This is a genomic window from Aquibium sp. ELW1220 (genome assembly GCF_030398385.1).
In the GTDB taxonomy this organism is placed as follows: domain Bacteria; phylum Pseudomonadota; class Alphaproteobacteria; order Rhizobiales; family Rhizobiaceae; genus Aquibium.
This window is the reverse complement of record NZ_JAOAOQ010000043.1, coordinates 1-15,674: the sequence shown is the minus strand read 5'-3', so window position 1 is coordinate 15,674 and position 15,674 is coordinate 1. Positions and strand designations below refer to the sequence as shown.

Sequence of the window (15,674 nt, the reverse complement as noted above, 5' to 3'; positions counted from 1 at the left end):
GATCGATATCCGCGGGCCGATCTCTCCCGTGACCGCGCGGCGGTGCGGGAGAGATCGGCTCAGAACCTGAAGGACAGGCTCATGTCGACGTCGGTGCTGCGGCCAAGCCCATCGCTTTCCCAGGTCGTCGCGCCGACGTCCCAGACGAGACCTTCCGGCGAACGCAGCCGCAGGCCAAGGCCGAGTTCCAGGCGGGAGTAATCCGGCGTCGCACCGATCGCCTCCCAGCCGAAGCCGTATGCGTCCGCGGCGAGCGACCGCGCGCGGATCGTGCGGTCGTCGAGCACGAGCGCTTCCTTCCAGGCGGCGGTGACGCTTGGTTCGACTATGATCGCGCCGCCGAGCGTGAAGCGGTTCGACAGGGTCGCGCCCAGCGTTCCGTACTGGTCGGTCACGGTGTCGGCCAGATAGTGGTTGCCCCAGATGCCCTCGTCCTCGCGGAAATCCTCGCGCCGCGTGGAGGAGACGTCGTAGGCGCCGAAGAGATGGACGCGGCCGACGATGCCCAGGTCGGCCTGGACGCCCGCCTTGACGCCGCCATGCAGCAATGCCGTGCGGAAGTCGCCGCCGACGGCATGCGGGTCGAGTTCGCCGTCGAGCGAGTAGCCCCAGGCGGTTCGCTGGTAGTCGCTTTCGGTCATGCCCGCCCCGAGATTGGCCTCGATGTAGAGGCCGTCGTCGCTGACGAAGCCCGCACCGATGCCGGCCCAGGCGCCCATGCCGTTGCCGGCCATCCAGCGATCGCGGATCTTGAAGTCCACCGCGCTGGTTCCGACACCGAGCGTCACGAAGGCGTTCTCGCGCGCGACGATGGCGCCGAGCGAGCCCGACAGGTCGTAGCCGCGGTAGGACGCGCTGTTGCCGTCGCCCGCGGCCTTTTCGAAGCCATAGGCGGAACTGCTCCAGAAGCGGATGCCGTCGTCGCAGCGCAGCGCCGGGTTCTTTTCGGGATCGAGCGCGCAGTCGACGGCCTGGGCGGCCATGCCGTGCATTGCGTCGCCCATCTGCCGGGTCGCGCCATGCTGCGCTTCGGCCGCGCCGACCATTCCCTCGCCGTCGAGCGAATCATAGACCGTCTTCAGATCGGCGAGGTCGACGACGCGCAGGATGTTGGCCGCGACGGTCTCGTAATCGGCCCAGCCATAGGCCTGTATGGCCGTGACGGCGCCGCAGTAGGAGCCCTGGTTGGTCGTCAGCCCGCCCGGGCAGTAGTCGATCGTGTAGGCCAGCTGGGCGAGGTTCGGGTCGGAAAAGTCGACGGATGCCGAGAAGGTCGCCGTGGTCGACGACGTGCCGTTGAGGAACGTCGGATGGATCGTCATTCCGGCGTCGGTGACACCGCCCTCGGCGTAGAGGAACGGGATCAGGTAGGTGCCTGCCGACCCCGCCCCGGTGATCGGGCTGAGCTGCAGCGTTCCGGCCAGGCTGGCCGTGCCGGTGACGAAGATGCGGTCCATCTCGTCGTCGCCGGGCACGCCCTGGTCGTTGCGGTCGAAGGCGACGTCGGCAATCACGTTGCCGCCGGCCGCCTGGACGAAATTGCCGGTGATCGTGGTCAGCTGTAGGTCGGCGAGCGTGGGTTCGAACTGCGCCGGCGAGGCGAAGAAGGCGGCGAACAGGTTGGGCGGGAAGGCATCGGGCTGCGCGGCCACGACGCTCGCGGTGGGCTCGAGCTGAAGGTTGCCGTTCGGGTTTCCGGCCAGGCCGATCGAGATGATGCCCGCATTCGTGAACAGGTTAGAGGCGTCCGTCGCGTGGCCGAGGTCGATCTCCGTGCCCATCACGAAGGTGGCGCCCGCCTCATTGTCGATGGTGTTGCCGGTTCCGTCCGCATTGTCGAAGTCGAGATCGATGGAGCCGAGCATCCAGCCGCCGACCTCGTTGGCGACGGCCTCTGAGGCTGCGCCGCCGGTGATGACGACGTCCGCCAGGCCGCCGAGGGTGAAGATCTCGCCGGCGCCGCCATTGGTCAGCGTGTTCGACGTCCCGCCCAGGATGGCGACGGCCGTGCCGCCCGAACCGCCCTGCAGCAGGCCCGTGTTGGCGACGTCGATGTCGCCGCTGCTGGAGAGGAGCCGCAGGCCGAACGACTGCGCGCCGGTCGCCGCGACGACGCCGCTCGAGGTCACGAAGACGCCGCCGGACGCGAAACCGTCCGCGGCGCGGCTCTCGAGCAGCGCCGCTCCCTCGTTGGAATGGCCGATGATCGATCCGAGGGTGTTGTCGAGGCTGACGAGACCGGCCTCCCCCACAGCCGAGATGCTGGCGGCGGTCACGGTGAAGACGCCCGTATCGCCGAATCCGAGCATCGTGCCGTCGGCATTGTCCACGGTGACAGCCCCGGCATCGCCGATCACCGAATCACTGCGTGCGACAACTGCGGAACTGCCAGTGCCGATGACGGTGATCGAGCCGTCATTGTTGGAGACGGTGACGTCGCCGGAAGCCGATTCGGCAAAGCCGTCGATGGTACCGACATGGCTCCTGGCGATGATGCCGTGCGATTCGTCGCCGGTCGTTTCGATCACGCCGCCGTCGTTCAGCATCGTGACGTCGCCGGACACCTGACCCGACGCGTAGGACAGGCCGGTCATGCCGGCGGAACGGTTGCCGCTGGTGCCGATGCCGCCCGAATTGGCGACGTCGACATTGCCTGCCCCGCCCATCTGGGTGCCGATCGGCAGACCGGTCCAGTAGAGCAGGTTCGAATTGTAGGTGCCGGCGCCGAAGCGCTCGTTGAGGCCGTTCACGCCGCCGACGCTGACCGCCAGTATGCCGTCGGCTTCGGCGCCGCGCGTGAGAAGCGTTCCGGAATTCTCGACGTCGACCGCACCGCCGGCGCCGCCGACGAGGCTCGCTTCGCCGGCCAGTCCGGTGACCGTCCCGGAAGCGCCGTCCAGGCCCGCGTTCCATTCGAGCAACAGGCCGCGCTGGCCGCCGGTGCCGAGCGCGTAGCCCAGGCAGGGTATCTCGCCGAGCGTGCAGGCATCGAAGGCGGATCCCGCCGCGCTTCCGCTCCCGCCGGCGCCAACGCCGCCGCCGGCGCCGGCCAGCCCGCCGATGCCGCCGAGGCTCTCGGCGCGGATGGCCGAACCGTCGTCGGCGTCGCCGACGCTGACGATGCCCTCGTTGACCACCTCGACGACACCGCCATTGCCGCCGTTGCCGCCGTCGCCGCCCTCGCCGCCGCCGGCACCATTGCCGCCATTGCCGCCATTGCCGGCCGTTCCGCCGTAGAGGACCAGGAAGACCGGGGACTCATAGCCGACGGCGCCGGCCGCGCCGCCGAGACCGCCGACGCCGCCTGCGCCGCCCGTGCCGCCGACGCCGCCGAGGCTGCGAGCGACGATGCCGACCTCGCCCGCGTCGATGCGGTTGTCGATGCCGAGATTGTCGACATGCACCAGCCCGCCGTCGCCGCCGCGGCCACCGCGACCGCCCACACCCCCGATCGCGCCCGCGCCGCCATTGCCGGCCGCGTTGGCGATGTCGGACGTGAAGGTGGCCTCCCGGTCGGAAGCGCCATTGCCACCGAGGCCGCCCGTGCCGCCGACGCCGCCCGTGCCGCCCGTACCGCCCTGCCCGCCGGCGCTTTCGGCGAAGATGCCGAAGCCGGAAGCGGTGAGTTGCGTCGTTTCGCTGGTGACGAGGACCTGACTGCCCGCACCACCGATGCCGCCGATGCCGCCCACGCCGCCGACGCCGGCCAGGCCGCCGGTGAAGCCGTCGCGGCCTTCCTTGCCGAGGATCTCGGGGTCGAAGGAGACGGCATCACCGCCCTGCCCGCCCTGGCCCCCGGTGCCGCCGGTGCCGCCGACCCCGCCCGCGCCGCCGCGGCTCTGCGCCGCGATGCCGTCGTCGACCGTGGCGATGCCGAGCGAGAGGTTCAGGTCGACCGCGCCGCCCGCACCGCCTGCGCCGCCGATGCCGCCCGTTCCGCCCATGCCGCCGATGCCGCCGATATTGCCCGAGGCGACCGCGATCGCCGGAAGCAGGCCGCTCGACTCCACGGACGCCATGCCGTCGCCGCCGTCGCCGCCCTGTCCGCCGCTGCCCCCCGGCCGCCCTGCCCACCCAGGCCGCCGATCGAGGTCGCGTCGACGATCTGTCCGGCGTTCAGCAGCGGCGTCGCGAGCGTGAAGCCGATCGCCCCGCCGGTGCCACCGGCCGCGCCCGTCCCACCGACGCCACCGATCGCGCCCGTGCCGCCGATGCCGGCCTGGGCGCTCAGCAACTGCGTGTTGGGAATGGTCAGCGGCGGGAAGGGCATGAACATGATCACCGGCGCGGTGTCGGTGTATCCCTCGCCGCCCGCGCCGCCCCGCCCGCCGGTGCCGCCGATGCCGGCCTGGCCGGCGGCGCCGCCGGTGGTCGTCAGCGTATAGGCGGTGCCGCCGAGCGTCACCGACGCCCAGGCGTCGGCGATGGTGATGTCGGTTCCGGTGAGACCGGCGTTACCGGCCGTGCCGCCGGGGACGGTGCCGTTCTCGACCGTGCCGCCGATATCGGTCGAGCCTGCGCCGACGAGCTTCATGCTGACCCCGTCGATGACGATGTAGGGCGATTCCGAACTTTGCGGCGCCCCGCCATCCACCGTGTAGAGCCACGGATAGCTCTGGATCTGGGTGCCGCTGGTGGCGACGTAGCCGGTCGCCAAGGTGCCGCCGAAGTCGAGATCGGTGACCGGATTGCCGGACCCGACGCCGACCGCCGTCGCGGTCGCCGAACCGGTGACGGATACGGTGACCTCGCGGTCGTCGCCTTCCGTGCTGGCGATGATCTTCAGGTAGAAGTCCGTGCCGTCGTCGAAGACCGAGGCGGTCAGCCCCCAGGAATTGGTGGTCGACTGGGCGTTGAACTCCGCGGCGACCTCGGCAAGGGTCCAGCCGTCGGTCGGCTGGTTGAGCCCGTCGACGGTCTCAACGAAGGAGACGGAGAAAACGGTAGCCGGATCCGATCCGTTGTCGATCTCGCCGCTCAGTTCGAAGGCCGCTCCGCCATTGACCCAGTCCGTCGCCGAGACGCCGGTGTTCACCGTCGCCAGGACCGAGGTCTCGGAATTGTATCCCTCCTGCGTCACCACCACCGTCGAAGCCGAGGACAGGAACGAGTAGGCCGAGGAACTCGCATCGTAGTCGGCGATCTGCGCCACGCCCGTGTCGCTGGATTCGAGAAGGGTGACCGTACCGCTCGAAGGCGCCGCTCCGCCGTTGCCGGGGGCCTGAACGGTCGCGCTGGGGAAGGAATAGCCGAGACGGGCGCAGGCGCTGCCCCAGGTCATGTCGGAACAGGTGTAGTACCCGTTTCCGCCGTTCTGGCCGTTCAACCCCGCAGGCGGAACGACGGCTACCTCGGCCGACGGAGCCACTGTCTCCGCCTGGGAGACTGCGCTCGTCAAGGTCTGCGCGGATGCCCCGTTCGCAGCGAAAGACAAGACGCCGACAACCACCACGTGCGCGACATACAAACGGCGCGCGCACCCACAGATCCCAGAACGCAAACTTACCCCCAAGCATCAACTTAAACTGCACGCCACCGGAAACTACGTTAGCACGTACAATGGGCGCTCGGTCTCCGATTTCGTTCGCGAGCAGCAATAATTAGTTAAAAACTTGCAAATTTGTCACACTTTCCGCGTGCCGAGACGGACCGAGGTTGGTTCAGGTCAAGGCCGGTGGCTGCTGTCTCCGTCGCCTTTGACAGTTGGAGGACGGCTTGCGGAACACCTGCAGCGGCACGGATGCATTCGGCTGAGGACGTGGTCCGCCTGACAAGCCTGGCCGTGCGGCGCACGCGCCGAAGTCCCGGAACGCCGCCACCGCAGGCTCGCCCTTCCAGGCAGCCTCTGGGCCATCCGCCATTCCGGCTGGCGCATTGCCAATCCCGCCGCCGCGTCACAGTGCTCGGCAACGAGACGCGATGGCCGCTGAACGGAGCCCTGCATGACGACATCGATCCCCCGCCTGCGCATCGGCATACTCTATGGCGGCCGCTCCTCTGAGCATGCGGTGTCGCTGATGTCGGCCACCAATGTCGTGCGGGCGCTGCGGCCGGAGCGTTACGAGGTCGTGCCGGTCTTCGTATCGCGCGACGGGCGCTGGCTGCTCGGCTCGTTCGAGGACGGCGTGCTGTCAACGCCCAAGTCGGGCGAAGAGATCTGCCTCTTGCCCGGCGGTCGAGGACGAATACTGGCGATCCCGGCGGATGCCGTGCCTTACGAACTGCCGGCCATCGACGTCCTGTTTCCGGTGCTGCACGGTCTTGCCGGTGAAGACGGCTCCGTCCAAGGCCTTGCCGAGGTGGCGCGCGTGCCACTGGTAGGTTGCGGCATCCTCGGCTCGGCCACGGCACTGGACAAGGACGTCGCCAAGCGGCTGCTCGTGCAGGCCGGCATTGCGGTTGCGCGTTCGCTCACCGTCCATCCCGATGACGCGCCTTCCTTCACCGAGGTCGCAGCCGCGCTCGGCCTGCCGGTCCTCGTCAAGCCGGCGCGCCAGGGATCGTCGGTCGGCGTGTCGAAGGCGGCAACGGAGAGCGCGTACGAAGCTGCGTTGACGGAAGGTTTCCGGCACGACCGCAAGCTTCTCGTGGAAGCCTTCGTCGACGGGCGGGAAGTCGAATGCGCCGTGCTGGAGGCGCCGGACGGCAGCCTCTTCGTTTCGCGCCCCGGCGAGATCGCCCCGGCCGAGAGCCACGGCTTCTACACCTACGATGCGAAGTACACCGATGCAGCCGGGGCGGCGATCATGGTGCCGGCCATCCTGCCCGACGGCGTCGAGGCGAGGATGCGCGAGATGGCCGGGCAGGCCTTCCGCGCCGTCGGTTGCGACGGCATGGCCCGCGTCGACTTCTTCGTCACCGCCGACATGGGCCTCATGATCAACGAGCTCAACACCATCCCGGGCTTCACCGACATCAGTATGTATCCCAAGGCAATGGCAGCGAGCGGCGTGGCCTATCCGGACCTGCTCGACCGGCTGGTCGCGCACGGGCTTTCGCGGGCAGCGACGGACTGACCGGTTGCGGCTGTGGCGCCCGCGCAACGCCTGCGGGTTTTTCGGCATTGCCTGGGCACTCTGCGCTTACGCCAGCGCGCATGGCCGGCGTAAACGGCCGGTCACGCCCCTCGCCCCGATCGCAGGATCCCGCCGTGCCGCCCACCGATGCCCGATACGATGCCTATGTCCTCTGCACAGCGCCGCGGAGTGGCAGCACGCTTCTGTGCAAGCTGCTCGCCGCCACCGGCATCGCCGGAAATCCGGGCTCGCACTTCCACGAACCCTCGCTCGCCGAATGGCTGGCAGACTACGACCTGCCGGATGTGCCCGGCCGGCCGGAGCGCGACACGGTCGCCGCCGTCTTCGCCGCAGCCATCGATCATGGCCGCGGCGGCACGCCTGTCTTCGGCCTGCGGCTGCAAAGGCACAGCTTCGCGTTCTTTTCGGACAAACTCGCGCTGCTGCATCCCGAACCGGCGGGCGATGCCGCGCGGATCGAGGCTGCCTTCGGCCGCACGCTGTTCATCCACCTGACGCGCGCCGACAAGGTCGACCAGGCCGTGTCGCTGGTACGGGCCGAGCAGACCGGCCTCTGGCATCGCGCCGCCGACGGCTCCGAACTGGAGCGCACCGCGCCGCCGCGCGAACCCGTCTACGACGGTGCGGCGATTGCCGCCGCCGTGGCGGAACTGACGGCCTACGACCGGGAGTGGGCAGGCTGGTTCGAGTTCGAGGGCATCTCGCCGCTCCGGCTGACCTATGACGCGCTGGCGGCCAATCCCGCCGCCACGCTTGCCACGGTGCTCAATGCGCTCGGCCTGCCGCCCGAGGCGGCCCGGGGCGTCACTCCCGGCGTCGCCAGGCTGGCCGACGCGACGAACCATGACTGGGTCAGGCGCTTCCGCGCTGAACGGGGGAGCGTGCCGGCGGCGTAGCAGACCTCGCCTCCCGGGTCGCAAGCGCCCTCGCCTGCCCGTTCGTCAACCCTTATCGTCCAAGGGCTGTCTCGATCGTTCGGATCGTCTCCGCGTGCAGGAACTGGTCTCCGCGCTCGTCAGAAAGCCGGATCCGGCTCCACGTTGTCGGGAGACACGCGCTATCGCGCCGCAAGCCGCCGTGGCTTGAGCCAACCCCTGACCCGCTTCAGCAGGCCCGGCAGCCGCGCTTCGGTCTGCGGCCCGTCCAGGGCCTTTCGTGCGAACCGGCGCACCTCGTCCGCCAGTTCGGTGCGCAAATGGCTGTAGTCGACCTCGACCGGATACTGGCTGAAACGGTGCGAAAACAGCGATGGCCGTTCCGGGAAAAAGGTCGCGCGCACCCACTCGTTGCTCGCTTCGAAGCGCGCAGCAAAGGCCTCCGCATCGGCGCGCCGCGCCTGCCTGCGCGTGCCGCGAAAGCGGGCCTCGATCTGGGCATGCAGCTTCTTGAGATGCCGGTTGCGGCGGCCGGACGGGAAACTCATCGGCAGGAGCCTGTTCACCTCGCTCATGACGTATTGCGCCTCGACGGCCATGGGCAGGTTCGTGCGGTCGTTCGCGCATTCGAAAAGGGCGGAATCCAGCCCGGCGAGCCTCGCGAATTCGCTCATCGAGTCGCTGACGCCGCCTTCCTCCTCCGGATACAGCACCACCTTGATCTTCCCGACCGGCAGGTGCGGCAGGAAGCGTTCGATCAGCCGGCGGTAGTCGTAATAGTCGACCATGTCGTCGATCGCGCGTCCGGGCGGCAGGCGGAAATAGTTCGCCGGCGCGACGCTGTCGAACACCGCGTCGAATTCGCCAAAACCGTCGCGCAGCACGGTGCTGAACCGGCTGATGGCCAGCCGGTCCTGGCGGCGGAGGAACAGGACCACCTCGATCTCGTCTACATGGGGGCGCACCATCCCGAACAGCCTGCCGATCTCCGACGGCAGGAGGAGCCGGCTATGGATGAGTTCGGAGGATGCGATGACGGTGTGCCAGTTGCCAACCGCCTGCAGCGCCTGCGCGAACTCCGTCCGCAGCCGCTCGCGGAAGGCCTGCGGCTGAAGCGAGTGGGTGGCGAGGATGTTTGCCTTCACCCTGTCCCACACATCGTCTTCCATGCAGGCCGCGACGAGGTGCGTGTGGTTGCCCGGTCCGAGCACTTCGGGATAGAGCACGCCCTGAAGCGCGAGCTGCGGTGCGGCGGTCCGCATCCTGTTCTGGATCGCCGTGGTGCCGGTCTTCTCGGTTCCGATGTGCAAGATCGCGCGTCGCCGCATCGCCGGATCCCGTTGGCCGCAGTGCCTCCCTTGAAGAGCCAGAGCGCCGCAGACCCGTCAAGTCGAAGATTGGAATACCCACGATCTTCCCCGCGCCGTGTTCTCAGGATCGGCTTTGCCGCTGGCAAAACGCCCCTGCCGCCGCTACGGAGATGGACATGGCAGTCTCCGAAGAGGGCGAGGATCTGGGACCGGGCGACGCATCGGCATCAAGGCCCTATGCCGCCCCTGCCCTCGCCTGGAAGCTGATGCTGGACGTGTTGCACGGCCGCATTCGATCCTTCGTTCCGTCTCTCGTCTGGATGGCCGTCGGGGCTGTCACCACCGCTCTTCTCGCCTGGCTGATGCGGGCGCTGGTCGACCTCGTCTTCGGCGAACCCGACTTTGCGGCGGTCTGGGGCATCGCAGGGGCCGTGCTGGCGATCTTCCTCGTCCGTGCGGCGGCGGTCTATTTCGAGCAGACCGGGCTCGGCGCCATCCGCACCCGGATCGTCTCCGATTTTCAAAAGCGCCAGTTCGACGCCCTCGTTCATTCGCCGCTGGCGCTATTCGACAAGCGCAGCGCCGCGAAGGCGGCGGGCTTCACCCAGCATTGCGCGCGCGCGGCGGCCGGCGCCTTCATGCTCATCACCACCAACCTGATCAAGAACCTGCTGACGCTCGTGGCGCTCGGCACGGTGATGGTCATGCAGGCGCCCACGCTGTCGGCCGTCACGCTCGTCGTGGCCCCCGCCGCCTTCTTCGCCATCAGGTCGATGGCCGGCCGCATCAGGCGTATCGCCAGGCAGGAGGCGGAGCTGACCGCTGGCGCCACCGCCGCCTTCACCGACGCGCTTTCCGGCATCGCCGTGATCAAGGCGTTCCGCCTCGAACCGGTCATGAAGGCGCGCATCGCGGCGGTGGTCGACCAGCTGGAGCGTCGCAGCAACAAGCTCAACCGGGTCGTCGCCATGAGCGGCCCGATCATGGAGGGGCTCGGCGGCGTGGCGATCGCCCTGCTGCTGGTCTATGCCGGGTGGGAGGCGATGCAGCTCGGACGCACGCCGGGCGAATTTGCCGCCTTCCTCACCGCCTTCCTGCTCGCCTACCAGCCGGCGCGCCGGCTTGCGCAGTTCAACCTGGAACTCAGCCGGCAGCTCGTCGCCGTCGATGCGCTCTACCGCCTGATCGAGACCGGGGATCACGAGCGCGACGTCGCCGGTCCGCCCTCGCAGACCCTGCCGCCGTCGGCTGCCATAGAGTTCCGCGACGTCTCCTTCCGCTACGGGAGGAAGCTCGCCGGACTGCGCAGCGTCTCCTTCCGCATCGATGCCGGCAGCAAGGTCGCCATCGTCGGCAAGTCCGGCTCCGGCAAGTCGACCCTCGCGCGGCTGCTGCTGCGCCTCGCCGAACCCAGGGCCGGCGCCATCCTCTTCGACGGTCAGCCCATCGCCGGGCTGTCGCGGCATATCGTGCGCGACATGGTCTCCTATGTCAGCCAGGAGGTGTCGATCTTCGACGGCACGATCGCCGAGAACATAGGCTTCGGCCGCATCGACGCGTCGGAGGCAGAGGTTCATGCTGCGGCGGAAGCGGCCCGCGTCACCGAGTTCGCGGCCGCCCTCCCCGAGGGCCTCGACACGCGGCTGGGCAGTGGCGCACCGACGCTCTCCGGCGGACAGCGGCAACGCATCGCCTTCGCCCGCGCGCTGCTGAAGGACGCGCCGATCATGCTGTTCGACGAGGCGACGTCGGGACTGGATTCCGGCACCGAGTTCGAACTCCAGGAGGCATCCGCCCTGCGCAACCGGGAGAAGACCGTCATCGTCATCTCGCACCGGTTCTCAACCATCCGCGCCTGCGAACGCATCATCGTCCTCGACAGGGGCGAGGTCGCGGGCATCGGCGGCCACGAGGACCTCCTCGAAACCTGCCCCGCCTACCGGCACGCCTTCGGCTCGCAGTCCGTTCCTGCGGAGGCCGCCGATGGCTGATCCCGCGCCCTTCGGATCGAAGGGAAGCCTGCGGGCGGCGCTGACGGCGGGCACGGCACGCCTGTCGCGGCGGCTGACCCAGCGACGGCATCGAGACTCGCCCCGGGCGGTCTTCCTGGCCCAAGGCGTCGGCCGGCCACCGTCCATCGCGCTGATCCGGATCCTCGGCAACGATCTCCTGCCGCGCCACGCGCACGACCAGACGCTGCAGAACCTCCGCTTCATCCTCGACAACGAGCCCGACTTCGAGAACTGCCGCAAGCTTTTCGTCGTCAACCGCCTGTTTGCGCCCGAGCGCGAGCGGGAGATCGTGACCATCCTGGAGGCAGCCGGCGCGCGCTACCTGCGCCTCCCCTTCCTCGGCGACGAATACGCGGCGACGAGGTGGACCATGAGCGGCTTCGACACGCAGGGATTTTTCCGCTCAGACCGCTTCGATCGGCTGAGCCAGCATCTCCAGACCCATGCGCGCATCTGGGCCTGCTCCAATCAGGTCCGCTATGCGATGAACGTCAACGGCGCCCGCAACCTGGCCCTGCAATGGGGCGCGACGGTCGCCGACTGGACCGTTCCGCTCGATTCGAACTGCATCTTCGACCGTGCCGCCTACGACGCGCTCTCCGAAAGCTGCGCGTGCCGGCCCGACCTGCCCTGCCGCATCGTCCCGATGCTGAGGCTCTCCGACAATGCGGATTTCTTCCGCGACGACCTGCCGGCCGGCGAGGAGGAGCCGCAACTCGCAATGCATCGTTTTGCCGGCGAGACCTTCGACCTCGCCTTCCCCTACGGGCTGGACGACAAGTCGCATCTGCTGAAGCGTCTGGAGGTCGAGGGCCCATGGCAGCGCTGGAAGCGTCCCCCCTGGATGCCGGTGCCCGGCCCCTCCCTGAATCGCCACCTGTTTTCGTGGACCGGGACGGCGGTCAAGCGCCTGAGTTCGGGTCCTCAAGGACTTGAAAAGCCATCGGCGCAGCCGCAGCGGTACCGTGCACGCAACCTGGCAATCCTCAACACCATCCGCCTGCTGAACGACATGTTCGGAACCAGCGATCCCGAGCTGTCGCGGCTGATCCTGGGCCACCTGCGCGACCTGGACCTCGACGCCCTCTCTCGGGCGTGAGCGGCTGGCCGCCTTGCCGAGCCATGGAGCGACCGAACAGAACCGCGTCCTCCATCGAGCCTGATCGGAACGCCGCCCCCCGCATCGCCACGACGGTCCTCAGAAGCGGGGCCTGGCGGGGTGGCTCCGGGCAGGTTCCCTCATGCTCATCCATGTCTTTGCGCGGCGTTGCGAACATCCGTCATCGCTCCGCCACCGGAATGTCGAAAGGGCCTCGTCACGGCGCCCGTGTCGCGAAAGCCAGCCCCTCCATGGGCAGCGCGGTCCCGCACCAGTCCTTCGATCCGCCATCATCACGCGATCGCAAAGACCGGAGTGGCGGGCTTTTGGAACTCCTTCCCTCCTGGCACGAACGCGCCTCGGCTTCGACATCAGCACGCATCGTTCGTCAGCACTTTCATTTCTGAAGCCAGCAGCGTGCGGAAGCGGTCCAGGGGGAGGACGTTGGTCCCGCGCTCGCGCAGTTTGCTCATGTCCTGTGCGAGGTCCGTCCGCTTCCCAAGAACGTCGTAGAGGCATTTCGATATGCCTTGCAGGCTTGTGTCCTCCATCACGCTGCACGGATAGCCCCACTCCACCAGGACTTCGCTCATGAAGGTTTTTTTCGGGACAATCAGGTATCGCTGGAGCTGGGCAGCCTCGTAGAAAACGCCCGAGCCGGAGACGGCATAGCGATCGCCGTAGGGCATCAGCACGATGTCCATCCGGCGCAGGGCATCATAGTATGCCTCGTCTTCCATGCGTCCATCGTGCCATTGGCAGATCCCCTGGGACACGGCCCAATCCAGGTAGAGCGGAAACAGGGCGTTCATCCGCTCGGCGACGGCGCGGTCGAGCTGAAGGATCCAGCGGATATCGCTGCGATATGAAAGCGCCATGATCAACCCGGGGAAGAGGTCCAGCCCTCTTTCGCGGCGGCTTCCACCTACCAGGCCGATGGTGATCTTGTCCCTGGAGAACGGCACATGAGCGGCGGCAGCCGGACCGGCCAGAGCTGCGGCCAGATAGGGAATGTTGTGCACGGGCAGGGCGTCGCCGAATACACCTCGCAGATGCTTGCACGCCGCACCGGTCTCTGCATAGACAATGACAGTGACACCGGGCGTTCCCCGCAAGACATCAACCGCTTCACGATAGAATCCGTCGCATGCATCACGCACTGATGCCGATTTTGCCATGTGATCGACTTCGATTACTCCGATCACGACGAGTACGTTCTGGAGCCGAAATCTTGCCGCGATCCAGTTCGCAAAGCCGACGACCATGTTTGCCTTCATCGAATGGCAATAGATCAATCGTACCGTCGAGAGGTCGGCTGCACCCAACCCCGTGGCCAGATCGTTCTGCCAGACGGCGTTCAGGTTTCTCAGAAAGCTAGGGACCGCGGGAAATTCCTTGTAGCTGTAGGGATCGAAGCCGAAGACGCGGTGCAAGCTTGACGATAACGGAGCGGCTTCGCGAAAACTGCCGTCCAACCCCTTTCGTCCAGCGCATATCCATATCCGGTCGGCTTCGATGGCCATCTCCTCAGCAAAGAAGCGGATCGCGAACTGGTTGTAGGTGAAGTGATGGCCGGCGGCCAACGAGAAGCCGGGATCGATCACCAGGACCGCCGGGGCGGCAAGGGCCTGAAGGTTGGGAGGAGACTCTCGCTCCATGGCAGCGTCGCCGTTCAAAAGGGCGCGAAATCGAACGATCTGGCGGCGTGTATTGGAGAATCCACCTTGCTTTAGAAGGCGGTCGAGAACCTCACGGCCGAAATCGACGTCGCCAAGCAGGCATGCGCCGCGCACAAGGGCCAGCAGTGTCGGCGCTGTTGCCTGCTTCCACGAGGTCATCCGGGACCGATAGAGTTCGGCTCGTTCGGATTGACCAAGGGATGCGGCAGCGAGATAGGCATTCGCCAGCGGCTGCTCTTCTGCGGGGATGAACGACAGCCGCGTATCCCAGGCGAGAAGGGCGGCTTCCCAATCCTGCACCAGATGCATGGCCCGACCATGCAGCGTCGCACCGGACGCCGTCGCGCACAGGACCGCCACATGCCGACGGCAGAAATCCGCAGTCGTCTCGTGGTCTGGCACGGCGCGGTCCAGCAAAGACTGAGCCAGGGAATGGATGCGGGAAGCCCGCAAGGCCGAACGGTCCGCTTCGATCAGGCCGATCGCCTTCATCGCGGTCGCACGGTCCAGCGGTGGTCCGAAGGCCAGGAGCGCGTCGAGGACCGCGAGCGGATCCGCTCCAGCCGAATGAAGCGCCGATGTCAGCTTGCGTGCCTCATCCCCACTGCAGCGCAGTTCCACGAGAAGCGCGTGCAATCTGGCTGTCGCCGTCGGGAATGTTGCCACCCGGCGCGCGAGGGTTTCGAGCGATGGATGGCTGCAGGCCCCCGCGAGGATCATCCCGATCAACGTGATGTCGTCGATTGGCCATTCCCTGTTTGCCGAGTCTCGTTCCCATGAATCCAGCAAGGCATGGGCGCTGGCGACATTGCCGCCGCGGACGGCTCTCGCCGCCCGCGCAAGCGCCACGCATCGATCCGGCGCTGCGCCGGATTCGAGCGCTTCCGTCAACCGCTGTGCGTCAGCATCGCGGGCCTCGTTGCCCAGCGCGATGGACAGGCGCAGAAGCCTGAGATCTGAAGGGCGTTCCCGTAGCAGAAGGTCTGCCAGGATTCCCGTCTCCTCGGGCGGCAGGCCGCCGCTATGGGTGACGGCGTCAAGGTAGCGGAGCCCGGTGTGCCGAAGCACGTAGGCGGCGGCTTGCCCTGCCCCTGGATCGGGAGGGGCGGCAAGAAAGGCCTCGACCACGCGGCGGGTGGCGTAGTCCCAGCCTCGCAGCGGTGGCAACTGGTCAAGCAGAGCACCTCCGCTCGCGACCGCTCCAGCCCAGTCCGACGCAGCGACCTGAGCTCCGAACTGCTTTCGCAGATGGATGCGCACTGGCTTCCTTGCAATGGCCTGCGCAGAGAGGAGCCGGAGGACCAACTGCCGGATGCAGCTTACGATACCGCTGGCGCCGCGCTGCGGCTTGGCATCAGCCCCGGTGTCGAGCGGATATGTGGCGCTTCCTTTGCGGTGCCGCGAAAGACTCATCAGCCGCGATCGGGAAGTAGATTGTGCAGAGCCAATTCCCGGTTCCGGATGGCGATGAGGTGACAGTACAGCAGACGATGACCATACTGAATCATCTTCTGAGCAAGCAAGCGTTCATACCGCTGGATCTAGGGCTATCGCATTTGGCCGATGATTGATCTGGCGAAGGCGTCGGACCACCCTGCTCGCTTTCGTTTTCGGCTGATGGCGAGTTCGGGTCTGGCGGTTCGCAGGAGGTTGAGGGTCAGT

Annotated in this window: 7 protein-coding genes and 1 pseudogene; 4 read left to right on the top strand and 4 right to left on the bottom strand. The window is 67.5% G+C overall.

Annotated features, from left to right (window positions below; genetic code table 11):
- Positions 1-59: 59 nt before the first annotated feature.
- Positions 60-4,019, bottom strand: a complete 3,960-nt coding sequence (locus N1F91_RS25740; protein ID WP_289996396.1) for a hypothetical protein — start codon at positions 4,017-4,019, stop codon at positions 60-62.
- Between the two features lie 1,923 nt (positions 4,020-5,942).
- Between N1F91_RS25740 and N1F91_RS25735 the strand changes: the two genes are divergently transcribed.
- Positions 5,943-7,016, top strand: a complete 1,074-nt coding sequence (locus tag N1F91_RS25735; protein ID WP_289996394.1) for a D-alanine--D-alanine ligase family protein — start codon at positions 5,943-5,945, stop codon at positions 7,014-7,016.
- Between the two features lie 134 nt (positions 7,017-7,150).
- Positions 7,151-7,933, top strand: a complete 783-nt coding sequence (locus N1F91_RS25730) for a Stf0 family sulfotransferase (RefSeq protein ID WP_289996391.1) — start codon at positions 7,151-7,153, stop codon at positions 7,931-7,933.
- Between the two features lie 161 nt (positions 7,934-8,094).
- On the opposite strand, the gene N1F91_RS25725 is transcribed toward N1F91_RS25730, so the two are convergent.
- Positions 8,095-9,222, bottom strand: a complete 1,128-nt coding sequence (locus N1F91_RS25725) for a hypothetical protein (RefSeq protein WP_289996390.1) — start codon at positions 9,220-9,222, stop codon at positions 8,095-8,097.
- 176 nt (positions 9,223-9,398) lie between these two features.
- Between N1F91_RS25725 and N1F91_RS25720 the strand changes: the two genes are divergently transcribed.
- Positions 9,399-11,213, top strand: a complete 1,815-nt coding sequence (locus N1F91_RS25720) for an ABC transporter ATP-binding protein (protein WP_289996389.1) — start codon at positions 9,399-9,401, stop codon at positions 11,211-11,213.
- A complete protein-coding gene (locus N1F91_RS25715) occupies positions 11,206-12,333 on the top strand; it encodes a hypothetical protein (RefSeq protein WP_289996388.1) in 1,128 nt (375 codons plus the stop codon). Before N1F91_RS25720 ends, N1F91_RS25715 begins: the two co-directional genes overlap by 8 nt.
- Before the next feature lie 371 nt (positions 12,334-12,704).
- Here N1F91_RS25715 and N1F91_RS25710 read toward each other — a convergent pair whose 3' ends face one another.
- Both N1F91_RS25710 and N1F91_RS25705 read right to left on the bottom strand, forming a co-directional pair.
- Positions 12,705-15,425, bottom strand: coding sequence for a hypothetical protein (locus N1F91_RS25710; RefSeq protein ID WP_289996387.1), 2,721 nt, complete (start codon positions 15,423-15,425; stop codon positions 12,705-12,707).
- A 134-nt stretch (positions 15,426-15,559) separates the two neighbouring features.
- A pseudogene (locus tag N1F91_RS25705) lies at positions 15,560-15,674 on the bottom strand (ISAs1 family transposase); the annotation flags it as partial.